Source organism: Methylosinus sp. C49, assembly GCF_009936375.1.
GTDB lineage: Bacteria > Pseudomonadota > Alphaproteobacteria > Rhizobiales > Beijerinckiaceae > Methylosinus.
Window position 1 is genome coordinate 744127 of sequence record NZ_AP022332.1, and the last position, 21370, is coordinate 765496.

The window sequence follows — 21370 nt, forward strand, 5'->3', positions numbered from 1 at the left end:
GAGGCGAGATTTAGGGGAGCGGCGTCTCGGCGTTTGTGCGCGAGGGCACAGATCAATAGGCCTTGCGGCAGACCCAGCGCGTGACCTGCCCGCGCACGCCATAGCCTTCGTCGATCTCGACGACGACGGGACGGCAAACGCTCTGCCCGACGTCGGCGGCGGCGAAATTCGCCGGCTCGGCGATAGAGGCGACCGGCGTGGTCGGCGGCGCGGGGGCGGCGACGCTCTGCGCCAAAAAGGCCTTGGCGCCGGCGAGGGCGACGGTCGCGCCGAGGATCACGAAAGCCATGCGCATGGCGGCGTCGGTGCGGACAGGGCGCGAAACGAATTCGGAAACGGCGAATGTCATTGTTTTCTCTCCCTCAGCGCGTCGTCGGCGTCATGTCCGGCGAACGATGCTGTTGTAGGAGAGCTGCGCCCGCGTGTTTGTGCTTAGGCGCACAGGAGCGACTAGCTCAGCGAATGGCGGGAGGCGGAAGCGGATCGCTCTCCCACACTGGCGAGCGATCGTCGTCGAAGGGCATGAGATCGAGGCGATAGCGGGCGAGGATCACGCCGTCCACGCGCGTGATCGAATGCTCGAGGAATGCACGATGTAGCGCCGCGCCGCCGCGGATCCCGCTCGAGACGCTATGGCCGTCATGGCCGGGACGAGCCCGGCCATGACGTCGTGGGGGCGCGGAGGATGTGCGCATTCGATAGCCGCTGCGCGGTAGAGGGCTGGGGAGGGGGCTCCGCTCACCCGCCCACCACTGTCGTTATCACCTGTCCTTCGCGGGCCAGCGTGATCTTCCAATAATAATGGCGGTTGATCGTCGCCCGCTCGAGGTCGCGGGTGGTGGCGATCTTCTCGTCATTGACGACGAGGATCACGTCGCCCTTCTGCAGATTGAGCTGCGCGGCGACCGATTGCGGGTCGATCTCCGCGACGACGACGCCATTGGCCGCGCCCTGCACGGAGAATTCCTCCAGCACGGCCGGGGAGATGTTGACGACCGTCGCGCCGGCGAAAGGCGAGGGACCTTTCACCTTCACCGCATCGCGCGCCGGAACTTCGGGAGCGGCGGAGAGCTTCAAAGGCACGGCGATCGTCTTGCCGCCGCGCAGCACGCCGAGCGTCGCCTGTCCGCCGAGCGGCTTGGTGGCGAGGCGATAGCCGAGCGCCTCTGGATCGTCGGCCGATTGGCCGTCCACGGTGACGATGACATCGCCGCGCTTCAGCCCCGCGTCGAGCGCCGGGCCTTTCGGGTAGAGATCGGCGACCAGCGCGCCGGCGGGGCGCTGGAGGCCGAGGCCGTCGGAAATCTCCTTGGAGAGATTTTGCAACGTGGCGCCGAGCCACGGGCGTTTGACCTGCTTGCCGCCGCCTTTGGCCGCCGCCACGACGATCTTGACCATATTGACGGGAATCGCGAAGCCGATGCCGACCGAGCCGCCCGATTTGGAGAAGATCGCCGAATTTATGCCGATCACGCGCCCGCTCATATCGACGAGCGGGCCGCCGGAATTGCCGGGATTGATGGAGGCGTCGGTCTGGATGAAGAAGCCATAGTCGGAAATGCCGACCTGCGTGCGCGCCAGCGCCGAGACGATGCCTTGCGTCACCGTCTGCCCGACGCCGAAAGGATTGCCGATGGCGAGGACGAGATCGCCGACCTCGAGCGCGTCCGAATCGCCGAGCTCCATCATCGGATAGGTCGCAGCCTCGGTCAGCTTCAGCACGGCGAGATCGGTGCGCGGATCGCGCAGCAGGATTTTCGCCGGTATCTCACGCTTGTCGGAGAGCGAGACCTTTACGTCGGTCATGCCCTCGATGACGTGATTATTGGTGACGACGAGGCCCGAGGCGTCGACGATGACGCCGGAGCCGAGCGATTGCGCCGTCGGCCCGCGCTGGCCGCCGCCCTCGCCGAAGAAGCGGCGGAAGATCGGATCGTCGAAGAAGGGATTGGCCGGCCGCTGCTCGATGCGCGTCGCGAAGACATTGACGACGGCGGGCGTCGCCTTTTTCACGATGGGCGCGAAGGACAGGACGACGTCGGCGCGCGACTGTGGCAGGGCGCGTTCCTGCTGGGGCGCGAGCAGGGCCTCCGCCTGCGCCGCCGGGGCGGCGAGCGCGAGAATGGCGAGAGCCGCAAGGAATTGGCGCCGAAGAAAAATCATCGATCGTCCTCTCGGGGTGCGATTCGTCGGGGTGAGATTCGGTCCCGCATATTAGCCCGAAAAGCGTCAGACTCGTGGAATTCGCATGAGCGCGTAGGGGCGGGGCTCAGCCGATGGCGCGCGCGAGATAAATCGTGTGGCGGGGATCGCCCTCGGCGCCGCGCGCGGCGATCTCAACGGCGCGGAAGGAAAAGCGCGTCTCCTCGAGCCGCTCCTCGAAGCGCGGCGACGGATCGGCGGACCAGACGGCGAGCACGCCGGAAGGGGCGAGGGCGCGGCGCATCTTGCGCAGGCCGCGCGCGGAAAAGAGCGAGGAGTTGATGTCGCAGAGCACCGCCTCCGGGCCATTGTCTATGTCGAGGAGGATGGCGTCATAGGCGCCCGCTTCCGCCTCCATCAGCACGGCGACGTCGCCCTCCCGCAATTGGACGCGGGCGTCCTCCAGCGGCCGGCCGGCCAGCGGCGCGAGCGGGCCGCGGTTCCAGGCGATGATGTCGGGGAGCAGCTCGGCGACGATGATGCGCGCATCTCTCGGCGCGGCGTCGAGCGCGGCGCGCAGGGTGAAGCCCATGCCGAGGCCGCCGACCAGAATGCGCGGCGTGGCGGCGCGCGTCTCGGCGAGGGCGAGACGAGCCAGCGCCTCCTCCGAGCGATGGGCGCGGTTGGACATGAGGTCATAGCCGTTGCAGCGGATTTCATAGACGCCGCCGCGCCGGCGCAGCAGCAGCTCGTCGCCCGCGGCGGTGCGGGCGCGGGAGAGCTCTTCCCAAGGCTCGAGGATCACGCTGCCGCGTCCGGCGGCCGCCCGACGCGGCCGAGATGCGTGTCGCCGAAGGCGCTTCCGTATTTGAGGCCGAAGCCGAGCATTCGGTCGAAGCCGATATGCGCGAAGTGGATCAGCGCGATCGAGATCATCAGCCCCTGGCCGAGATAGACGCCGGCGCCGAGCACGGCGAAGGGGATGATGGTCGTATGAGCGATATTATAGGCGATGGCGCCGATACGCGGGCCGGCGAGATAGAAGGCCATCGACAGATCGGGGAAGAGGAACAGCCAGGCCAACAGGCGCCAATCCGCCCCGAGGCCGAAATAAGCGAAAAGGGCGGCCGCCATCAGCGCCGCCCCTTCTAATCTCAGCAGAATTTTCGGCCAGCCGAGAACGCTTCCGCTCGCGGGGCCGGGGAGCATCGGCGTTACGCCGCCTCTTCCGTCGCGGTCTGGACGGGGCCGGAATCCTGGCCCTTGGCGTCCACGTCGCGGTCGACGAACTCGATCACGGCGAGCGGGGCGTTGTCGCCATAGCGGAAGCCGGCCTTCAGCACGCGCGTGTAGCCGCCATTGCGCTCCTTGTAGCGCGGGCCGAGCACGTCGAAGAGCTTCTTGACCAGATCGACGTCGCGCAGGCGGGAGATGGCCTGACGGCGGGCGTGGAGGTCGCCGCGCTTGCCGAGCGTCACCAGCTTCTCGACGATGGGGCGAAGATCCTTGGCCTTGGGCAGAGTCGTGACGATCTGCTCATGCTTGATGAGCGCCTGGGCCATGTTGACGAACATCGCCTGACGATGCTCGTGGGTGCGGCCGAAGCGGCGCTTCTTGTTACGATGATACATTTGGCGTCTCCGTTATTTTAGCGGCCGCCGTGCCAAGGAACGGCCGTTCCATTATTCCCTCTCCCGCTTTGCGGGAGAGGGTGGCCCCGCGGAGCGGGGTCGGGTGAGGGCCCTCATCCGTCGCGCATTCGCGCGACACCTTCTCCCGCACGCGCGAGAAGGGAGAGGGCGGATCAATAATGCTCTTCGAATCTTTTGGCGAGATCGTCGATGTTCTCCGGCGGCCAGCCGGGCACTTCCATGCCGAGGTGCAGGCCCATTTGCGCCAGCACTTCCTTGATCTCGTTCAAGGATTTGCGGCCGAAGTTCGGGGTGCGGAGCATTTCCGCCTCCGACTTCTGGATGAGGTCGCCGATATAGACGATATTGTCGTTCTTCAGGCAGTTGGCCGAGCGCACCGAGAGCTCGAGCTCGTCCACCTTCTTCAGCAGCGCCGGGTTGAAGGCGAGCTGCGGGATGGACGGGGCGGCCTCCTCGCGGCGCGGCTCCTCGAAGTTCACGAACACCGACAGCTGATCCTGCAGAATGCGCGCCGCATAGGCGAGCGCGTCTTCCGGCGAGATGGCGCCATTGGTCTCGATCGTCAGCGTCAGCTTGTCCTTGTCGAGCTCCTGGCCCTCGCGGGTGTTCTCGACGCGATAGCTCACCTTCTTGACCGGCGAATAGAGGCTGTCGATCGGGATGAGGCCGATCGGCGCGTCCTCGGCGCGGTTGCGGTCGGCCGGCACATAGCCCTTGCCGGTCGCGATGGTGAACTCCACGCGGAACTCGGCGCCCTCGTCCAGCGTGCAGATGACGAGATCGGGATTGAGAATCTGCAGATCGCCAGTGGCCTGGATGTCGCCGGCGGTGACCGGCCCCGGACCCAGCTTCTTCAGCGTCAGGCGCTTGACGCCCTCGCCGCTGTATTTGATGGCGATGTCCTTGATGTTGAGGACAATGTCGGTGACGTCCTCACGCACGCCGGGGATCGACGAGAATTCGTGCAGCACGCCATCGATGTGGATGGAGGTGATCGCCGCGCCCTGCAGGGAGGAGAGCAGAATGCGACGCAGCGCATTGCCCAACGTCAAGCCGAAGCCGCGCTCGAGCGGCGAAGCGACGGCCACCGCGATGCGGCGCGGATCGTAACCCGCCGTCACCTCGAGCTTGCTGGGCTTGATGAGTTCCTGCCAGTTCTTCTGGATGCTCACTGTGGCGCCTTTCCTTCAGCTCTCGGCCGGGTCCCGCGCGCCTGCGGCGCGAGACCCCGTCGCAATTCGTCTCGATGAAACAGGTCTCGTCAGACGCGGCGGCGCTTGCGCGGGCGGCAGCCATTGTGCGGAATGGGCGTCACGTCGCGGATGGAGGTCACGGTGAAGCCCGCGGCCTGCAGCGCGCGCAGCGCCGATTCACGACCGGAGCCCGGCCCGGAAACCTCGACCTCGAGGGTGCGAACGCCATGCTCGCCAGCCTTGCGGGCCGCGTCCTCGGCGGCCATCTGCGCGGCGTAGGGCGTCGATTTGCGGGAGCCCTTGAAGCCCATCGTGCCGGCGGACGACCAGGACACGGTGTTGCCCTGCGCGTCGGTGATGGTGATCATCGTGTTGTTGAACGTCGAATTCACATGCGCGACGCCGGAAACGATGTTCTTGCGCTCCCTGCGGCGAACGCGGGTGGTCTCTTTTGCCATAGTCTCTTTCTCGTCCTTCGGACGCGCCCGTAATGCCGGGCGCTAGGGCTCGATGAGGGCGGAAGCGCTCGTCGCTCCGCGCCCAGGTGATCGCCGCGGGAGAGTCCGCGACACGTGAATCCGATTACTTCTTCTTGCCGGCGATCGGCTTCGCCTTGCCCTTGCGGGTGCGGGCGTTGGTGTGGGTGCGCTGGCCGCGCACCGGCAGCTGGCGACGATGGCGCAGGCCGCGATAGCAGCCGAGGTCCATCAGGCGCTTGATGTTGATCGCCACCTCGCGGCGAAGGTCGCCTTCGACCAGATAGTCGCGGTCGATCGTCTCGCGGATCTGCAGCACTTCGGCGTCGGTCAGCTGGGCGACGCGACGCTCGGCGGGGATGTTCACCTTCTCGATGATCTCCTGCGCCTTTTTCGGCCCGATTCCATGGATATACTGCAGAGCGATGACGACGCGCTTGTTGGTCGGAATGTTGACGCCGGCTATACGGGCCATTTTCTCGTCTCTCCATGTGAGGGCGAGCTCGAGGCTCGCCGATTAGACCCGCGTCCGGTGGAGGCCGGCCCCTGCGGGCTTTTTATACGACGACGGCTCCGTTCCCGCTGAGGAACGGAGCGCGAGGCCGAAGTGATGAAGGTGGGGTTCCTAGGCGAAAGCCATCGACCCGTCAAGGCGCTCGGCCCGCTGGTCTGTCACTTTTCCTCACTATATTCCTCGAGCTCCAGCCACATGGCGTTGATGACGCCAAAGGCGCAGGCGAGGCCGAGGCCGAGAATCCAGGAAAAATACCACATGGCGCTCTCCTTTGCGCGATAAGGGAAATTGCGGTCAGTAGGGGTAATTTTCCTTGTCTCCCACGCTCGCCTCCGTCACCTGCCCGCGCAGCGCATGATAGATCCAGCCCGTATAGGCGAGCACGATCGGCAGGAAGACGGCGACCGCCCCCAGCATCAGCGTCAAGGTGAGGCGGCTCGAGGATGCGTCCCAAAGAGTGAGGCTGTGATTGGGATCGAGCGAGGAAGGCAGCAGAAAGGGAAAGAGGGTGAAGCCCGCCGTGGCGATGACGCCAGCGGTGGCGAGGCTGGAGCCGATGAAGGCCACGATCGGCGCCGAGAGGGCGAGCGCCAGCACAGCGACGATGACGCCGAAATAGGTCAGGGCGGGCGCGGCCAACGTCCAGGGGCGCGCCTCATAGGCGGCCCGCCAAGCGCCGGCCTCGCGCGCGACGGTCTTGGCCAGAGGATTGGAAGGGCCGGAGGGATCGACGGCGCTGGTCAGCACATAGCCGTCGATATTCTCCACGCCCCAATAGCCGGCGTAAGTGAAGGCGGCGAGCAGCACGATCGCCGCCAGCCAGCCGGCCAGCTTGGCGCGAAAGGCGACCGGGCCTTGCGTCTTGGCGGCGAGCCAGGCGGCGCCTTGCAGCGTTATCATGGCGAGGCTGACGAGGCCTGCGAGCAGAGCGAAGGGCGTCAGCAGGCCGAAGAGATCGCCCTCGTAGACGACGTTCAGATCATCGTCGAAGCGGAAGGGCGCGCCGAGCAGGACATTGCCGAAGGCGACGCCGAAGAGAAGCGCCGGCACAAAGCCGGAGGCGAAGAAAATCCAGTCCCAGGCGCGCCGCCAGCCGGGCGTCTCCACCTTGCTGCGATAGACGATCGCCGCCGGCCGCAGAATGAGGCCGAGCAGGACGAGGAACATCGCCAGATAGAAGCCGGAAAAGGAGACGGCATAGAGCGCCGGAAAGGCGGCGAAGATCGCGCCGCCGCCGAGAATCAGCCAGACCTGATTGCCCTCCCACACCGGGCCGATGACATTGAGCGTCTGCCGGCGCTCGCCGTCTCTGCGCGCGACGAAGGGATGGAGCACGGCGACGCCGAGATCGAAGCCGTCGGCGATCGCAAATCCGATGAGCAGCGTTCCGAGCAAGGCCCACCAGACGAGCCGCAGAATTCCGTAATCGATCATGTCGGGAATCTCCTCGATGAGGAAGACGATCAAAAAGTGCGCGCGCCCACCTCCCGCTCGAGGGGGGAGGTCGACCGTCGAAGGCGGGCGGGTGGGGGTGACGTCCCCGGTCTCGGGCTCACCCCACCCCGGCCTGCTTGCGCAGGCCGACCCTCCCCCTGAAGGGGAGGGTGGAAGGATCACGCGACCAGGAAGGGCCGCTCCGGCGCCTCACGCGGGAAGGGCTCGATGGTCGGGCCGAGGCGGATGTATTTCAGCATCAGCCACACTTCGACGATGGCCAGCGCGCTGTAGAACAGCACGAATCCGCCGAGGCTCAGCAGAACATTATAGGCCGGCACATTGGACGCGCCGAGGAAGGTCGGCAGCACGCTGTCGATGATCCAGGGCTGGCGGCCATATTCGGCGACGATCCAGCCGAGCTCGGCGGCGATCCAGGGCAGAGGCAGGCTGTAGAAGGCGAGCTTCAAGAGCCAGGGATTGTCGCGCAAGCGCCGCCGGCTGGCGACGAGGAAGGCCGCCGCGAACAGGAAGATGAAATAAAAGCCCAGCGCCACCATGATGCGGAAGGCCCAGAACAGCACCGGCACATTGGGGATGGTGGTGAGCGCCGCCTCATGCACCTGCTCATTGGTGGCGTTCTCGATATCGGGCCGGAACCGTTTCAAAAGCAGCGAATGGCCGAGGTCCTTGAAGGCCGGCTCGAGCTCGGCGGGGATGGCGGCGCCGGGTCCGTCGGGACGCGCGGCGAGCCATTCATAGGCGGGCATTCCGGCGCGAATGCGCGTCTCCGATTTCTCGACCAGAGATTTTATGCCTTCCACCGGCGTGTCCAGCGAGCGCGTCGCGATGAGGCCGAGGAGATAGGGCACCTCGACCTTCAAATGCGTCGTCTGCTCCTTGACGTCGGGAATGCCGAAGAGGGTGAAGGAGGCCGGCGGCGGCTCCGTCTCCCACATGGCCTCGATGGCCGCGATCTTCATTTTCTGGTTGAAGCTCGCCGTATAACCGCTCTCGTCGCCGAGCACGACGACGGAGAGCGCCGAGGCGAGGCCGAAGCTCGCCGCCACATTGGCGGAGCGCCGCGCGATCTCGCGATGCTGGCGGTCATAGAGCAGATAATAGGCCGAGATGGAGAGCACGAACATCGCGCCGGTCACATAGCCGGCGCTGACCGTGTGCACGAATTTCGATTGCGCGACGGGGTTGAAGAACACTTCCGCGAAGGAGGTGAGCTCCATGCGCAAGGTTTGGGGATTGAACGCCGCCCCCACCGGATTGAGCATCCAGCTATTGGCGATGAGAATCCACAGCGCCGAAAAATTCGCGCCGAGGGCGACGAGCCAAGTGACGGCGAGATGCGCCACCTTGCTCAGCCGGTTCCAGCCGAAAAAGAAGAGGCCGACGAAGGACGCCTCGAGGAAAAAGGCCATCAGTCCTTCGATCGCCAGCGGCGCGCCGAAAATATCGCCCACGTAATGCGAGTAGTAGGACCAGTTGGTTCCGAACTGGAACTCCATGGTGATGCCGGTGGCGACGCCCATCGCGAAATTGATTCCGAACAGCGTGCCCCAGAATTTGACCGCGTCGCGCCATATGGTGCGGCCGGTCATCACGAAGACGCTCTCCATTATGGCGAGGAGAATCGAAAGGCCGAGCGTCAGCGGCACGAAGAGGAAGTGGTAGAGGGCCGTCAGAGCGAATTGCAGTCTTGAAAGCGTCACCACGTCGAGTTCGAACATCATGCGCTCCTGAAAGGATTGTCAGCCGCGGTCCCGAGCGAAGAGCTTTTCCGCCATGACGGCCGGCGAGACATGCGGCCGCTCCGAGGCGGGAAAGCAGAGGAAATAGAGCAGGGCGAGGGCCGCGGTCTTGAGAGCGAGGGCGATGGCGATCTCTCGCCCGAGCCGATGCGTCGCCGAATGGGTCGACATGCGTTTCTCCCCGCCCGAAGCGCCGGGCCGGGGGACACTATCCCCGAACGGCCTCGCCTTCATGACCGCGAAAGTCCTTAAAGCCCGTACGTGATCGCCGAAGGCTCCGGTCTCGCTATAAGAAGCACATGGCGGCCTCCGTAAGAAGGCTCGAAATGTCGCTGCGCGATTTTGTCGCCGTCCCGCGAGGGACGCCGCGCAAGAGAAATCCCGCAGCCGACTTCTTGACTTTGCCCGGCGCGTGCCTTATTCGGCGCCTCTCGCTAGCGCAATGCGTTGCGCCGCGCTCGCGGGGGAGTAGCTCAGTTGGTTAGAGCGCCGGCCTGTCACGCCGGAGGTCGCGGGTTCGAGCCCCGTCTCTCTCGCCATTTCGAATCCGCAGGCCGAATCGATCTCGTCCGTGCTGGACGCGAAAGCGTAGCCGCGCCATATTGGTTGCGCGCCCGAGAGGAAGAGCCGTGACAGCCGTCGTCTTCGACACTCTGAAATTCGTCGAGAAGCTCGAGGCCGCGGGCGTGTCCCATGCACAGGCCAAGGCGACCGCCGAAGCGTTCGCCGAGGCGACGGGACAGGAACTCGTCACCAAATCCGATCTCGCGGCCGCCAAAGCCGAGCTGAAAGCCGACATAGCCTCCACGCGGGCGGAGCTTCGTGAGGTCGAGCTGCGCATGACGGTGAAGCTCGGCGGCCTGATCGTCGGCGCGGTCGGCGTCATCCTTGCGGCGATTCGTTATTTGCCCGCAGGCCATTGAAGCCATCCGCTTCAATTCTCCAGCAGCCAGCGCGCGCAATCGTCCCAATAGGGCCGGCCGGGGTCGCGGAAAAAGCCGAAATGGCCCATGCCCCGCCCTTCGGCGCGAATCGCCTGCGGCTCTATATGGGCGCGGCTGTAGCGCTTCAGCAACGCCTCCACCGCCGGCTTCGGCGCCATCCAATCATCGTCGATGGTCAGCGCGCGAATCGCTCCCGTGAATCGGTCGAAGCATCCGGGGAAGGGCCTGCCCGCCGCATCGACGAAATAGGCCTCGCTGCGGCACCAGCGCGCCCATTCCAGCGCGGCGTCCCTGGGCAGATCCTCGCCGAGGCCGAGCCGCGCCGCCGGAAAATAGCCGAGCAGGGCGGCTGGGATCGGCAGCAGCGCGCGCCACATCAGCCATAGCGCATATTTGCGCGGCGCCGGCCACAGCCGCCAATCGCCGATCTGCGTGCTGACCGCCAGCATGGCGCGAATGCGGACGTTATTGTCGGCGAGCCCGACCATCTGCCCGCCGACGCTATGAGCGACGACTCGCAAGGGCTCCGCCGGCGCGAGCCTCGCCGCATGATCGATGATTCCAGCGAGATCCTGCTCGCCCCAGGCGCGCAATCCGCCGCCGGGCGCGCCGAAGCGGCGGGAGGCGCCGACGCCGCGATAATCGAAGGTGAGAACGCGGCATCCGCGCGCGGCGAGAAAGCGCGCCAGCCGCTCGTAGAATTTCTGCTTCACCGCAATGGCGCCGGCGATGACGACCATGGGTCCTTCCCCATTCGGGGGCGAGAATAGCGTCGCCGCGAGAGACGCTCCGTCTCTCGCGGCGATGGTCATTGTGTCGACTGCGCCGTCGCCGGCTCTCGTCATGCGGTCACGCTCTCTTCGGGCAGTCTCGCGGCTTCGGCTTTGGCGAGCGGCGCCTCCGCCTCGCGGCGAATTCTGCTCTGCTGCTGATAGTGAGCGGCGAGCGGCAGGTTTTCAACCGCGGGGAACTCCTCCTCGATCTTCTTCGGCTTGAAGAGGGTGACGACGGATTTCCAAGTGGCGATCCCCCAGCCCTGCGAGCGATAGGGATAGCCGTGCTCCTCGCAGAACTGGCGCAGCATGGGCGCGAGCTGCGGATAGTGACGCGGGCTGATCCAGGGGAAGAGGTGATGCTCGATCTGGAAATCGACGCCGCCGCACAGCAGTCGGCCGATCGGACCCGTCTCGAAATTCACCGCGGTCGCCGTCTGCAGCATCAGATAATTGTCGCGCGTCGCATCCTTCGTCACCTGGATCGCCTCTTCCGGGTAATGCGCCGGAGCAAAGAGCGCGAACATGACATAGGACATCATGAACATCTGCACGACGAAGAACATTGCGACATTGGCGAAGCCGAAGAGATAGATCGGAATGATCGTCCACACGATCCAATGCGCGATCATGCAGGCGAGATCGAGCCAGCTTTTCCAATTGCGGCGCTCGTCGTCGCGCAGCTCGCGGATGAGGAAGCGCCAGCCCTTGAAGGCGACGCCGAAGGAATTGCCGAGCAGCACGATGGGGAAGAAATAGCCCTGATGCTCGAACCACCAGCGCGCGAGGCCGCTGGCCTTCTTCACGTCGCGATCGTTGAGCGTGAACACCGGCAGCAGATCGGCGTCGTCGTCCACGCCGATGACATTCGGATTGGGATGATGCACGACGACATGCTTATGGCGCCAATAATTGCCCGACACGCCGAGGAAGAACGGAAAGTCGAAATACATGATGAATTCATTGACCCACGGCCTGTTGCTGATCGCATGATGCGAGGCGGTGTGGCCATTGGTCGACATGCCCATGCAGCCATAGGCGACGAGAATCATGCCGATCGCCTTGACGATGAGCATGTCCGAGACGATGACGAGCGAAACGCCCGTCGCCGTCAAGGCGATGAACAGCAGCCATTCGGCAATGCCGATAGCGGTCAGCTTGCGGGCGTATCCTGCGCGGCGGACCTGCTCCCGCAGCCGCGCGAAATCCTGATTGGCTTCCTTAGACATATGCACCCCCGATAAAAACGAAATCGCGCGTCAGACGCGCTGCAGCCGATACGGCGCGTGATAATCCTTGGTGAAGAGGAGCTGATAGAGCGCCTGGTCCCCCGCCATCGCAGAAGCGACGCCGCAGCTGAGGTAGTATTCCCACATGCGCTTGAAGACCGTGTCGTAGCGCACAGGATCGAGCGTTCCGCTATTGGCGCGGAAGGCTTCCAGCCAGCGGCGCAGAGTCACGGCGTAATGGCGCGCCATATTCTCGACGTCGAGAATGGCGAGGCTATTCTTCTCGAGCTCTGTCGTCATCGCGGAGAGCTTCGGCGTGTCGGAACCGGGGAAGACGTATTTTTGAATGAAGGGATCATGGCGATTGATCGCCGTGTTGCAGCCGATGACATGCACGAGGCCGCGTCCTGTCGGCGCCAGCAGACGCTCGATGGCGCCGAAATAGGCGGGATAGTCCTTGGCGCGCACATGCTCGAGCATTCCGACGCTGACGATGCGATCGAAAGAGCCTTCGATCTCGCGATAATCGCCGAGGATGAAGCGCACGCGATCGGAAACGCCATATTTGGCGGCGTTTTCCTGCGCACGCGCATGATGCGCGACGCTATTGGTGACGCCGACGCCGCGCGCGCCGAAATTCAGCGCAGCGTGAATCAGCATGCCGCCCTTGCCGCAGCCGATGTCGAGCAGCGACTGGCCGGGCTCGATCTCGAGCTTCTGGCAAATGCGATCGAGCTTGCGCTGCTGCAGGAGATCGGCGTCGTCGTCCTGCGAATGCGCATAGCCGCAGGAATAGACCTGATAGCGATCGAGCAGAAAGGCGTCGAACACGTCTTCGCCGATGTCGTAGTGACGGCGCACATTGGTCGCCGGGCTCATGAGGCGATTGCTCGCGAGCATGCCGGCGTAGCGGAACAGGAAGCTCCAATCGGAGCGCAGCTTCTTGTGCAGGCCGGCGCGGCACAGCATTGTGAGGCAATCGACGAGGCGGCCGTCCTCGACCTCGAAATCCTGCGCCATGAAGGCTTCGCCCATGCCGAGATTGCCGAAGGCGAGCACGCGGCTGAAGAAATCGTCGCGCAGCACGCGCAGCACGATTGGCGCTTCATCGCCGGCGCCGAAGCGATGATCGACGCCATTGTGACGAACGATCAGCGTTCCCTGATGAAGATGGCGCGACAGCATCTCGAAGAAAGCGTCCTTCGGCTGACGCGCTCCCAAAAGCTGCGCGAGTGAAAGCTGTCGGCGCGCCGTCTTCGCGTCGAAAGCGCGCGCGGCATGTTCGGGCATATATCTCGTATCGGTCATTTGTCTCTCCCAATGCATATCGCGCGCTTTCGGCAAAGAATTTCCGCGCCTCTCGGGCTGGAAACGACGCGCGAAATCTTCCCCGCGTCCGCGCTATTTGCGCCGCGCCTCTTGTTCTTCATGCAGTCGGCCGTGCTGAGCGATGGCGTCGCACGACAAGATTGTGTCAAATGTTGTCACATTATTTCTGCATGTTGACAAGCAGCTCAGCTTGCGCTCGCCTCCTCTCGTCGCGTCTTGCGATACGACGATCGGCGCGAGCCTGATCCGAGGTGATAAAAGGGTCGGTGGGGAATTTGTGTGTGCTGCCACACAGGGCGCGAGCGCGCGTCCGCACTATAGGATCGATAGGCGAGCGCGGTTCGCGTCGCGCCAAATGAATTTCAGCGGAGACGAGAAAAATGGACGCAATCGAAATGTCGCGCTGGTTGTGGGCGGATCGGCGCGCGCGCGCTGCTCGCAGCGAGGCGGGGCCGACGCTGAATGGCGCGAAGGGCCAATTCATCGAGACGCGCGGCGCGAGCTTGCGGACGCTGATCACGCCGCAGAAGAACGGCGCCGGCGATAAGACTTTGGTGATCGTGCCCGATCCGCCCAATGTCATCGAGCAATATCTGCCGATCATCGACGAAATGTCGAACCATGCGCGCGTCATTTGCATGGAGACGCCCGGCTTCGGCCAATCCTTCGTGAAATCGGGATTTCGCTTCGATGTTCCGAGCTATTGCGAGGTCTTCGACGAATTCTTCGCACAGCTGGAGATAAAGGACGCCGTGCTGGACATGGCCTGTCTCGGCGGATTCGCGGGCGTCGCCTTTTCGGCGGCGCGGCCCGATCGCGTGCGCCATCTCATGCTGCAGCAGACAGTCTCGATCTCGCAGGCGCAGAAATGGGCGGCGGGAACCGATCGCATGAATTTGATTCGGCGGCCCTATGTCGGGCAGATCTTCATGCGCGCGCTCGATCATGTGGTGACGCGGCATTGGTATAAGGTCGCCATGCCGCCGGCGACCTCGGCCATCGCGCCGAAGCTCGCGGAAGAGGCGATCGCGGGTCTCGATCGCGGCGGCTGCTTTTGCCTCTGCAACGCCTATCAGGCCTTGATGGCGACGCCGGAAAAGCCCTACGCCGCCAGCCCGCGCAAGGTGACGATCGTCTGGGGCGACAGCGATCCGACCCATAATCTCGTGGCGACGATCGGCGATTCGCTGAAGGCGTTTCTGCCGGAGGCGGAATTCGTCCTCTTCGAGAATTGCGGGCATTTTCCCATGCTGGAAAATCCGCAGCGCTATCTGCCCATGCTGCGCGCCGCGCTCGACGCGGCGTGAGCAGGGCTCGGCGCCCATTGGCGCCGCGCGCGCTCAGCTCGGCTGCGACAGGCGGCGCATTTCGGCGAGCGCGGGGTTTCCCTCCTCCTCCAATCGGGCGATCGTCTCGAGGCCCCATCTATAGGAGAATTCGGCGACCTCGCGGTGCTTGTCCCAGGTCATGAAGCTGGCTCCGGGACAGACGGGCGGCTGCACGGTGAGATCGAGCCCGCCGGAAAACGCCGGCTTCTCGCGAATATTGCTGAACACCGCCTGCTGAATGACGCTCGCCAGCGAAGGGCAATCGGGCAATGGCTTGCGGCGCAGCGGATTGAGCATGGAGGCGAGCAGCTCGTTGCGGCCGGGCAGCGCGCGATAGTCGAAGTCATAGAGGCGCGGATCGGAGTTGCGCAGATCCACGACGACATTGGGGCCGTTCTTGAGCCCATGCATGGGCGCGATCGGCGCATTGTCGGAGACGGCGCCGTCGACCAGCATATGGCCGTCCTCGTCGAAGAAGGGCGGCAGCACGCCGGGAATGGCGCAGGAGGCGCGCACCGCCTGCCATGTCGGGCCGGAGCGGATCACGCGCATCGTATAGGTGGAGAGGTCTGTCGCTATGGCGAAGCTCGGCCGCCACAAATCCTCGAAGGCGATGGAGCCGTAGGATTGCGCCAGCGTCGCCTCGAGAACTGTGTGGTCGAGCAGTCCGTATTTCGGCAGAGTGAGGCGCTTCAGCGCGGCGTTCTGCACGAATATTTCGTGAATCGCCGCCTCCACCTCCTCCGGCGTCTTCAATTGCGCGAAGGCCACCGCCATGCCGGAGCCGATGCTGCTGCCGCCGAACATATCGAAGACGACGCCCGCCTCCTGAAAGGCTTTTACGATGCCGATATGGGCGAGGCCGAGCGCGCCGCCGGCGCCGGCGACGAAGCCGATCGCCTGGCCCGTGATGAAGCGCGCGAGGCAATCGAAATCCGCGCCCGAATCCATCGCCACATGATGCAGCATGAAGACGTCGCGCTCGCGCAGCCAGGGCGCGGAAGGCTCTTGCGTCTGCGGTCGATACGGATAGAGCCGCACGATGCGCCGACGATTGGCGGGAAACAAAGTGAAGGCGAATTCCTCGACCGGATTGACCGCCTGCGAGCCGTCGGCGACGGCCATGATCAGCAAATCGGCCGAATTGAGAACGGCGCGGGTCCATTCGTTCAATTCGCCATCGGCGACGCAGAGAACGAAGTCGTTCTCCTGCTCGAGCGCGCCGAGCCAATCGGCGACGGCGTAACGGTCGAATGCGCCATTTTTGAAATGCGCGCGGGCGTCGGCGGAGGCGCGCGCGCAGCCGCGGGCGCGCGCATTGATCGCCTGCAGCAGGCGCGCGCTGAAACCTTCCGGGATAGATCCCCCGCCCGCGGCGATCAGCGCGATCACGCGCACGCGGCTGCTCTGGCGGAAATTGCGCCGCGTGATCTCGCCGAGACGGGCGAGGCGCTTGGCCAGCGATCGCGCGACGGCGCGCTGCATATCGGGGAATTGCGCGACCAGCGCCTCGAATTGCGCGCGGTCGATCTCCAGCACCTCGGAGTCGCGCATGGCGACGACGCCGGCGCCGCGCGGCTCGCCGGTGAAAAAGCCCATCTCGCCGATGAGCTGATCCTTGCCGATCTCGGCGACGATCTCGCCATTGGCGGCGTTGACCACGCCGAACTGGCCGAAATTGACGATATAGAGCGTCTCCGACGGCGCGCCGATCTCGATCAGCGTCTCGCCGCGCGCAATTCTGCGCAGCTGCACGCCAGACTTGATCTTATTGCGATCCTCGTCGTCGAGGTCTTGCCAGAAACTCTGATCTTCCGAAACGAGCGTCTTCGACATGGAAATACAGCCGCCCCGATGCGTTCGCGTCGCGCGCCCCCGCGCTCGCGCCGCATGATCTTCGGCCGGGCCTGAGAATGCAAGGGCGGTTTCCGCGCGGCGACGCCGTTCAGGCGGGCGCGGCGGTCAGCAGAGCGTCCAGGGTCGCGCATTCCGCCGCGGTCAGGGAAAAATCGAATATCGCCAGATCGTCGCGCATATGCTCCTGCGACGACGTGCCGGTGAGGCACAGAACGCCTTGCTGCGTCAGGAAGCGGAAGAAAATCTGCGCCCGGCCGCGCCCATATTTTTCGGCGAGAGCGACGAGCTCCGGCTTTTCCAGCGTTTCGGGATTGGCGGTGAGCGTCCAAAAGCTCTGGTAGAAAATTTTATGCTTTGCGCAGAAAGCGCGAATCTCGCGGTCATATCCGGTCTTGGCGTAGAAGCGGTTCTGGATCACGGCCGGCTTCACCCGCGCCTTCTTCCACAACATCTTCAGCCGTGACAGCTCGTAGCAATTGCTGACGCCCAATTGGCGCACGCCGCCCTGCGCCACCAGGCTCTCCATCGCGCGCCAGGCCTCGAGAGTGTCCTTGTCCTCCGGGTAGGGGGAGTGCAGCACCAATCCGTCGAGGCGATCCGTGCGCAGATTGCGCAGCGAGACCTCGAAGGATTGCCGCACCTGCTCGCCTATGGCCGTCTCGGCGTCATAGGGGATGTTCTCCGGGTCCTGCCCACCGAAGGGCGTGAATTTGGTCTGCAGATAAATATCCGCGCGGTCGAGCCCGGCGCCGAGCGCCGCCGCCAGACCTTCGCCGACGCCCGGCTCGTTGTAATGCTTGGGCTGGCAGGCGGTGTCGATCCCGCGAAAGCCGGCCCGCAGCGCCTCTTCCACCAGAGCGGCGGTGCGCTCCTTCTTCCAGGCCGTGCCATAGATGATGCGGGGCATAAAAACCCCGGAGGCGGAGACGATCCGGCCAGGATCCTCGCCGCGCGGCTCGGCGCTCATTTTGGGGCTTCCTCTTTCTCAGGCTCCGGCGAAAACCGTCAGCACGCCAGTATAGCCGTAGAGATGATGGCGGGCGATCTCGCCGCCGGCGAAAAAGCCGATCAAGGGCGTCTCGCCTCCCAGCGCCTCGTGAACCATGCGGAATTCGGCGTTGGGCTCGCCGAAATGCGGGCCGCCGCGCCCCGAGCAGCTGATATAGAGCGCGCCTCTCATGCCGCCGGCGGCCTCCGCCTGGGCGCGCACCTCCGCCACGATGCGGAGGAGATCATGCTTGGCCGCCTCGGCGTTGCGCTTGCAAAAGGCGAGCCGCATGCCGTCCTTTATCTGCTCGGCGATCATCAGCAGCCCGCCCTTGCGGCCGACGCCGACAATGTGCCGCACTTCCGTGTTCGTGCCGAACTGGCCGGGCTTGGCGGAGACATCCTCGCCAGTGGCGACCAGCCCGGCCAAGGTCTGCGCCAGCTCGAGCCGCAGTTCGGCGTCGTCTATGTCGAGCGTATGCCCCATATCCTCGAGCACGCAGTCGAGGGCGCGCTTCTCGTCCAGGGTCACGAGGTAATTGCCCTGCGCGCGCGTGACCGTGCGCCGCGGCCCTATGGGCTGGCAGCCTTGGGTGACGCGCGAGAACACGGTCGCTTGCGGCCCGAAGGCGACGCCGGTGAAGCCGCCCGCCAAAACCTCGTCCGCGATGCACAGCGCCTTGTTGCGCGCCGAGGAGAGGCCGCCGAACTGATAGCCGGTGGTGAGCTTGGCGCTCGCGGCTTCCAGCTTGGCTTGCAGATCGGGCGTGCCGCCGCTGGCGTGGACCAGCGCGGTGAAGGGCTCGAAGCCCTTGGGCGTCCCGTCCAGCCCCTCGAGCGAGGAAAACAGCGCAAAAGCGTCGGCGGGAAGATCGGCCAGCATGATCGCGAGGCCCGGCGCGTCGAAATACTCCACCGCCTCGGCGCCGACGCCGACCCCGACCGTTCCGACGAAATGGACGCCGGGCAGGCGCGCGCGCAGCGCCGACAATATGTCGCTCGCCGCCTGGGTGAAATAGTCGGTGAGATAGCACCAGCCGAGATTGGGCGCGGGCGCGTCGGCCCGTTGCCGCTCGATCTGCTCGAGGCAGGAGGCCAAGGCGCTCTTCCAGTCGGCGTCGCCGGAATGGGCGTAAATGAACTTGCTCATGGTCTCTTCCCCCGCGTCCATGCGCGGGTAGCAACGACCGTGCCGCGGGAGAGATTCGCTACCGCGCCGCCTCGACGGAGGCGGAGAGCTCGGCGAGATCGAGCAGCACGAAGGCGCCGCGGCGGCGCTCGAGCAGTCCCGCCCGCTCCAGACGGTTCAGCTCGCGCGTGACCGCCTCGCGATGCGTGCTGACGCGGGCGGCGATCTCCGCATGAGTGGGAACGGGCGAGATCACGCCGCGATTTTCGCCGCCGCCGTCGCTGCGCGCCAGCCGCAGCAATTCTGCGTGAATGCGTCCGCGCACGTCGAGATTGGTGAACTCGTTCACCCGTGTGGTGAGGCGGCGCACCTCGCCGGTCAGCGTCGCGAGCACTTCATCGCAGACATTGGGATAATGATGAATCACCTCGCGGAAGATCGCCGGGCTCATGCGCGCGATCACCGTGTCGGTTATCGCATGGATCGCCGCCGAGCGCGGCTTGCCGTCGAGCGCCGAGAGCTCGCCGAAAAACTCGCCCTCCTTGATGACGCGCAGCATCAGATCCTTGCCGGCGACGCTCTGGATCGACACGCGCACATCGCCATAGGCGACGAAATAAATATCCGCGCTGTCGTCCTTATAATTGAGGATGCATTCCTTTTCCTGGGCGCGGCGCCACACGCATCGCGCGTCGAGCAGCGCGATCTCCTCCTTGGAAAGCGAGCGAAACAAACTAACGCGTGCAAGCGTCTGGCTTTTTCGTATCATGCCCCACGTTCCAAAAATTTCGTCTTGTCAGCGTTTCAAAGGATGGTCCATGTCGCTTTGGAGTGTCAACTTCGATTTGGAGCGCCGCACGCGCCTCGCCACGGGGCTCACGCTCTTCGCTTATGCGGCGTGTCATTTCGTCTCTCACGCGACAGGCCTGCTCTTTCTCGACAATCTCCAGGGCATCGGCCATGGCGTCATTCTCGCGCCCTGGCGCAGCAGCTTCGGCGTCGCTCTTCTGCTATTCTGCTTCACCTTTCACATGTCGCTCGGCCTTTTCGCGCTCTATCGCCGGCGGCATTTGCGCATGCCGGCGATAGAGGCCTGGCAGCTCGGCCTCGGCCTCACCATTCCGCTGCTGCTCGCGCCGCATGTCACCGACACGCGCGTCGCCGTGCTCGCCTTCGGCTTGGAGGATTCCTATTTTCGCATTCTCTATCATTTCTGGATCAGCGATCCGACCTTCGGCCTGCCGCGGCAATTTCTGCTCATGGTCCTCATCTGGTCGCATGGCTGCATCGGCATTCACATGTGGCTGCGCTATCGCGATTGGTATCGCCGGCGCATCATTCTATTTCTTCTTCTCGCGCTCGCTCTGCCCGTTCTCGCCATAGCGGGCCTGCTCAACTCGGGCTGGGAGCTGATTCTGCGCGCCTATATGGACGAGGCCGTGATCGAGGCGCATGGCCCGCCGGCGAAAGGAACGCCGCATGCGCATGTGCCGGCGATGCTCGCTTCGATCATTCTCTGTCTGCAGATTTCCTATCTCGCGCTGCTCGCAGCCGTGCTGCTGCTGCGCGCCTTGCGCAACACGCGCGAGCGCATGTTCGACACGGTGCGCATAGACTATCGCGACGGCCGCAGCATTCGCGCGCCTTTCGGCTTTTCCGTGCTCGAGGCCAGCCGTTTCAAAGGCATTCCGCACGCATCCGTCTGCGGCGGACGCGCGCGCTGCTCCACCTGCCGCTTTCGCGTGCTCTATGGCGCGTCGGAGCTGCCGCCGCCCGGCCCGGCGGAGCGCGCCGCTTTGGCGCAGATCGGCGCGCCGGAGGGCGTGCGCCTCGCCTGCCAGACGCGGCCGCGCTGCGATATCGGCGTCTATCCCATGCTGCCCGCGGACAGCCCGCTCGACGGACTCTGCGTTCTCCTCGACCAGGGCCGCGAGCTCTTCGTGACGGCCATGTTCGTCGATCTGCGCGACTCGACGAAGCTCGCCGCCAACCGCCTGCCCTATGACGCGATCTATATCGTCGACTCCTACATTCGCGCGACCACCAATGCGATTTTGGCGGAGGGCGGCCATGTGACCAGCGTCGCCGGCGATGGCGTCATGAGCCTGTTTCGGCTGGACGGCGACGCCGACGAGGGCGCGCGCGCGGCGCTGCGCGCGGCAAGCGGCGTCTGGCGCGCCATTCGTCGCGTCAGCCGCGATTTCGCGCAAGATCTCGAGGCGCCGCTCGCCTTCGGCGTCGGGCTGCACAGCGGACTCGCCATCGTCGGCGCCGTCGGTCCGACGGATCGGCAGTCGCTGCAATTTCTCGGCGACACCGGCAATATCGCCGCGCGGCTCGAATCGCTGACGAAAGAGATGGATTGCGTCGCGCTCGTCTCGTCGCAGACTTGCGACGCCGCGGGACTGCGGCCGCCGCACGCCGTCGTCGAGGCGCCGATCCGCGGCCGCGACGCCGCGCTCCCCGCCTTTCCGTTCAAGAAGCTCGGCGATTTCGAGCGCTGGGTCGCCAGTGGCGAGCGAACGGCGGTGTGAGCGCGCCGGCTGGACCCGAAAATTGCATCGCCGCCGACGGCTCGTCTCGCGGAGACGATCGGAGAAGCGCAGCCGGGAGAAACGCA

23 protein-coding genes and 1 tRNA gene are annotated in these 21370 nt (G+C 64.9%); 4 read left to right on the forward strand and 20 right to left on the reverse strand.

Features of this window, described 5'->3' with window-relative positions; all coding sequences use genetic code 11:
• Positions 1-52: 52 nt before the first annotated feature.
• From GYH34_RS03455 to cydP, 13 genes are all read right to left on the reverse strand, one after another.
• Positions 53-349: a hypothetical protein gene (locus GYH34_RS03455; RefSeq protein ID WP_161912372.1), complete on the reverse strand. Its 297-nt coding sequence runs from the start codon at positions 347-349 to the stop codon at positions 53-55.
• Between the two features lie 106 nt (positions 350-455).
• Positions 456-695: a hypothetical protein gene (locus tag GYH34_RS03460; protein ID WP_161912373.1), complete on the reverse strand. Its 240-nt coding sequence runs from the start codon at positions 693-695 to the stop codon at positions 456-458.
• Positions 696-738: 43 nt separating this feature from the next.
• Positions 739-2163, reverse strand: coding sequence for a DegQ family serine endoprotease (locus GYH34_RS03465; protein WP_161912374.1), 1425 nt, complete (start codon positions 2161-2163; stop codon positions 739-741).
• 106 nt (positions 2164-2269) lie between these two features.
• On the reverse strand, positions 2270-2947 hold the full coding sequence (locus GYH34_RS03470; protein ID WP_161912375.1) for a hypothetical protein: 678 nt from the start codon (positions 2945-2947) through the stop codon (positions 2270-2272).
• The gene (locus tag GYH34_RS03475; protein ID WP_161912376.1) at positions 2944-3351 is read right to left on the reverse strand and encodes a DUF4260 domain-containing protein; all 408 of its coding nucleotides are present in this window, start codon (positions 3349-3351) and stop codon (positions 2944-2946) included. Before GYH34_RS03475 ends, GYH34_RS03470 begins: the two co-directional genes overlap by 4 nt.
• A gap of 5 nt (positions 3352-3356) precedes the next feature.
• Positions 3357-3773 (reverse strand): 50S ribosomal protein L17, encoded by a 417-nt coding sequence (gene rplQ / locus GYH34_RS03480; protein ID WP_018267196.1) that lies wholly within the window; start codon positions 3771-3773, stop codon positions 3357-3359.
• A gap of 173 nt (positions 3774-3946) precedes the next feature.
• Complete coding sequence (locus tag GYH34_RS03485) at positions 3947-4966, reverse strand: DNA-directed RNA polymerase subunit alpha (protein WP_108915574.1); 1020 nt, start codon at positions 4964-4966, stop codon at positions 3947-3949.
• Between the two features lie 89 nt (positions 4967-5055).
• The gene (gene rpsK / locus GYH34_RS03490; RefSeq protein WP_018267194.1) at positions 5056-5445 is read right to left on the reverse strand and encodes a 30S ribosomal protein S11; all 390 of its coding nucleotides are present in this window, start codon (positions 5443-5445) and stop codon (positions 5056-5058) included.
• Between the two features lie 124 nt (positions 5446-5569).
• A complete protein-coding gene (gene rpsM / locus GYH34_RS03495) occupies positions 5570-5938 on the reverse strand; it encodes a 30S ribosomal protein S13 (protein ID WP_018267193.1) in 369 nt (122 codons plus the stop codon).
• Between the two features lie 197 nt (positions 5939-6135).
• Positions 6136-6237 carry a cytochrome bd-I oxidase subunit CydX gene (gene cydX, locus GYH34_RS03500; protein ID WP_024878255.1) on the reverse strand — a complete coding sequence of 34 codons (102 nt, stop codon included), beginning with the start codon at positions 6235-6237 and terminating at the stop codon, positions 6136-6138.
• A gap of 34 nt (positions 6238-6271) precedes the next feature.
• Complete coding sequence (gene cydB, locus GYH34_RS03505; RefSeq protein ID WP_161912377.1) at positions 6272-7411, reverse strand: cytochrome d ubiquinol oxidase subunit II; 1140 nt, start codon at positions 7409-7411, stop codon at positions 6272-6274.
• A 179-nt stretch (positions 7412-7590) separates the two neighbouring features.
• Positions 7591-9153 (reverse strand): cytochrome ubiquinol oxidase subunit I, encoded by a 1563-nt coding sequence (locus tag GYH34_RS03510; RefSeq protein WP_161914870.1) that lies wholly within the window; start codon positions 9151-9153, stop codon positions 7591-7593.
• Positions 9154-9174: 21 nt separating this feature from the next.
• Positions 9175-9345, reverse strand: coding sequence for a cytochrome oxidase putative small subunit CydP (gene cydP / locus GYH34_RS03515; RefSeq protein ID WP_161912378.1), 171 nt, complete (start codon positions 9343-9345; stop codon positions 9175-9177).
• A gap of 291 nt (positions 9346-9636) precedes the next feature.
• Between cydP and GYH34_RS03520 the strand changes: the two genes are divergently transcribed.
• Together GYH34_RS03520 and GYH34_RS03525 are read left to right on the forward strand one after the other, a co-directional pair.
• Positions 9637-9713 (forward strand) — tRNA-Asp (locus tag GYH34_RS03520).
• A gap of 90 nt (positions 9714-9803) precedes the next feature.
• Positions 9804-10097, forward strand: a complete 294-nt coding sequence (locus tag GYH34_RS03525; RefSeq protein WP_018267188.1) for a DUF1640 domain-containing protein — start codon at positions 9804-9806, stop codon at positions 10095-10097.
• An 11-nt stretch (positions 10098-10108) separates the two neighbouring features.
• Here the strand turns inward: GYH34_RS03525 and GYH34_RS03530 are convergent, their stop codons facing one another.
• Genes GYH34_RS03530 through GYH34_RS03540 form a run of 3 tightly spaced genes read right to left on the reverse strand, consistent with a single transcriptional unit; the run spans position 10109 to position 13428 of the window.
• Positions 10109-10963: an alpha/beta fold hydrolase gene (locus GYH34_RS03530; protein ID WP_161912379.1), complete on the reverse strand. Its 855-nt coding sequence runs from the start codon at positions 10961-10963 to the stop codon at positions 10109-10111.
• A complete protein-coding gene (locus GYH34_RS03535) occupies positions 10960-12120 on the reverse strand; it encodes an acyl-CoA desaturase (RefSeq protein WP_161912380.1) in 1161 nt (386 codons plus the stop codon). The genes GYH34_RS03530 and GYH34_RS03535 overlap by 4 nt, the downstream gene beginning before the upstream one ends.
• Before the next feature lie 30 nt (positions 12121-12150).
• Positions 12151-13428 carry a class I SAM-dependent methyltransferase gene (locus tag GYH34_RS03540; RefSeq protein ID WP_161912381.1) on the reverse strand — a complete coding sequence of 426 codons (1278 nt, stop codon included), beginning with the start codon at positions 13426-13428 and terminating at the stop codon, positions 12151-12153.
• A 401-nt stretch (positions 13429-13829) separates the two neighbouring features.
• Between GYH34_RS03540 and GYH34_RS03545 the strand changes: the two genes are divergently transcribed.
• Positions 13830-14756 (forward strand): alpha/beta hydrolase, encoded by a 927-nt coding sequence (locus tag GYH34_RS03545; RefSeq protein WP_161912382.1) that lies wholly within the window; start codon positions 13830-13832, stop codon positions 14754-14756.
• 33 nt (positions 14757-14789) lie between these two features.
• Here the strand turns inward: GYH34_RS03545 and GYH34_RS03550 are convergent, their stop codons facing one another.
• The 4 genes from GYH34_RS03550 to GYH34_RS03565 form a co-directional block, all read right to left on the reverse strand.
• Complete coding sequence (locus GYH34_RS03550; RefSeq protein ID WP_161912383.1) at positions 14790-16613, reverse strand: patatin-like phospholipase family protein; 1824 nt, start codon at positions 16611-16613, stop codon at positions 14790-14792.
• A gap of 109 nt (positions 16614-16722) precedes the next feature.
• Complete coding sequence (locus GYH34_RS03555) at positions 16723-17601, reverse strand: aldo/keto reductase (protein WP_161912384.1); 879 nt, start codon at positions 17599-17601, stop codon at positions 16723-16725.
• 18 nt (positions 17602-17619) lie between these two features.
• Positions 17620-18771, reverse strand: a complete 1152-nt coding sequence (locus GYH34_RS03560) for an FIST N-terminal domain-containing protein (RefSeq protein WP_161912385.1) — start codon at positions 18769-18771, stop codon at positions 17620-17622.
• 58 nt (positions 18772-18829) lie between these two features.
• Complete coding sequence (locus GYH34_RS03565; RefSeq protein ID WP_244635252.1) at positions 18830-19519, reverse strand: Crp/Fnr family transcriptional regulator; 690 nt, start codon at positions 19517-19519, stop codon at positions 18830-18832.
• Positions 19520-19568: 49 nt separating this feature from the next.
• On the opposite strand from GYH34_RS03565, the gene GYH34_RS03570 reads away from it, so the two are divergent.
• Positions 19569-21284, forward strand: a complete 1716-nt coding sequence (locus GYH34_RS03570) for an adenylate/guanylate cyclase domain-containing protein (protein ID WP_161912386.1) — start codon at positions 19569-19571, stop codon at positions 21282-21284.
• Positions 21285-21370: the final 86 nt, after the last annotated feature.

Bases quoted from the DNA above. Each gene is read 5' to 3' on its own strand.
- GYH34_RS03560 (WP_161912385.1), bottom strand. From the start codon at position 18,771: ATGAGCAAGTTCATTTACGCCCATTCCGGCGACGCCGACTGGAAGAGC.
- cydB (WP_161912377.1), bottom strand. From the start codon at position 7,411: ATGATCGATTACGGAATTCTGCGGCTCGTCTGGTGGGCCTTGCTCGGA.
- cydX (WP_024878255.1), bottom strand. From the start codon at position 6,237: ATGTGGTATTTTTCCTGGATTCTCGGCCTCGGCCTCGCCTGCGCCTTT.
- GYH34_RS03540 (WP_161912381.1), bottom strand. From the start codon at position 13,428: ATGACCGATACGAGATATATGCCCGAACATGCCGCGCGCGCTTTCGAC.
- GYH34_RS03550 (WP_161912383.1), bottom strand. From the start codon at position 16,613: ATGTCGAAGACGCTCGTTTCGGAAGATCAGAGTTTCTGGCAAGACCTC.
- GYH34_RS03565 (WP_244635252.1), bottom strand. From the start codon at position 19,519: ATGATACGAAAAAGCCAGACGCTTGCACGCGTTAGTTTGTTTCGCTCG.
- GYH34_RS03510 (WP_161914870.1), bottom strand. From the start codon at position 9,153: ATGTTCGAACTCGACGTGGTGACGCTTTCAAGACTGCAATTCGCTCTG.
- GYH34_RS03455 (WP_161912372.1), bottom strand. From the start codon at position 349: ATGACATTCGCCGTTTCCGAATTCGTTTCGCGCCCTGTCCGCACCGAC.
- cydP (WP_161912378.1), bottom strand. From the start codon at position 9,345: ATGTCGACCCATTCGGCGACGCATCGGCTCGGGCGAGAGATCGCCATC.
- rpsM (WP_018267193.1), bottom strand. From the start codon at position 5,938: ATGGCCCGTATAGCCGGCGTCAACATTCCGACCAACAAGCGCGTCGTC.
- GYH34_RS03530 (WP_161912379.1), bottom strand. From the start codon at position 10,963: ATGACGAGAGCCGGCGACGGCGCAGTCGACACAATGACCATCGCCGCG.
- GYH34_RS03570 (WP_161912386.1), top strand. From the start codon at position 19,569: ATGTCGCTTTGGAGTGTCAACTTCGATTTGGAGCGCCGCACGCGCCTC.
- GYH34_RS03460 (WP_161912373.1), bottom strand. From the start codon at position 695: ATGCGCACATCCTCCGCGCCCCCACGACGTCATGGCCGGGCTCGTCCC.
- GYH34_RS03555 (WP_161912384.1), bottom strand. From the start codon at position 17,601: ATGAGCGCCGAGCCGCGCGGCGAGGATCCTGGCCGGATCGTCTCCGCC.
- GYH34_RS03475 (WP_161912376.1), bottom strand. From the start codon at position 3,351: ATGCTCCCCGGCCCCGCGAGCGGAAGCGTTCTCGGCTGGCCGAAAATT.
- GYH34_RS03465 (WP_161912374.1), bottom strand. From the start codon at position 2,163: ATGATTTTTCTTCGGCGCCAATTCCTTGCGGCTCTCGCCATTCTCGCG.
- GYH34_RS03545 (WP_161912382.1), top strand. From the start codon at position 13,830: ATGGACGCAATCGAAATGTCGCGCTGGTTGTGGGCGGATCGGCGCGCG.
- GYH34_RS03535 (WP_161912380.1), bottom strand. From the start codon at position 12,120: ATGTCTAAGGAAGCCAATCAGGATTTCGCGCGGCTGCGGGAGCAGGTC.
- rplQ (WP_018267196.1), bottom strand. From the start codon at position 3,773: ATGTATCATCGTAACAAGAAGCGCCGCTTCGGCCGCACCCACGAGCAT.
- rpsK (WP_018267194.1), bottom strand. From the start codon at position 5,445: ATGGCAAAAGAGACCACCCGCGTTCGCCGCAGGGAGCGCAAGAACATC.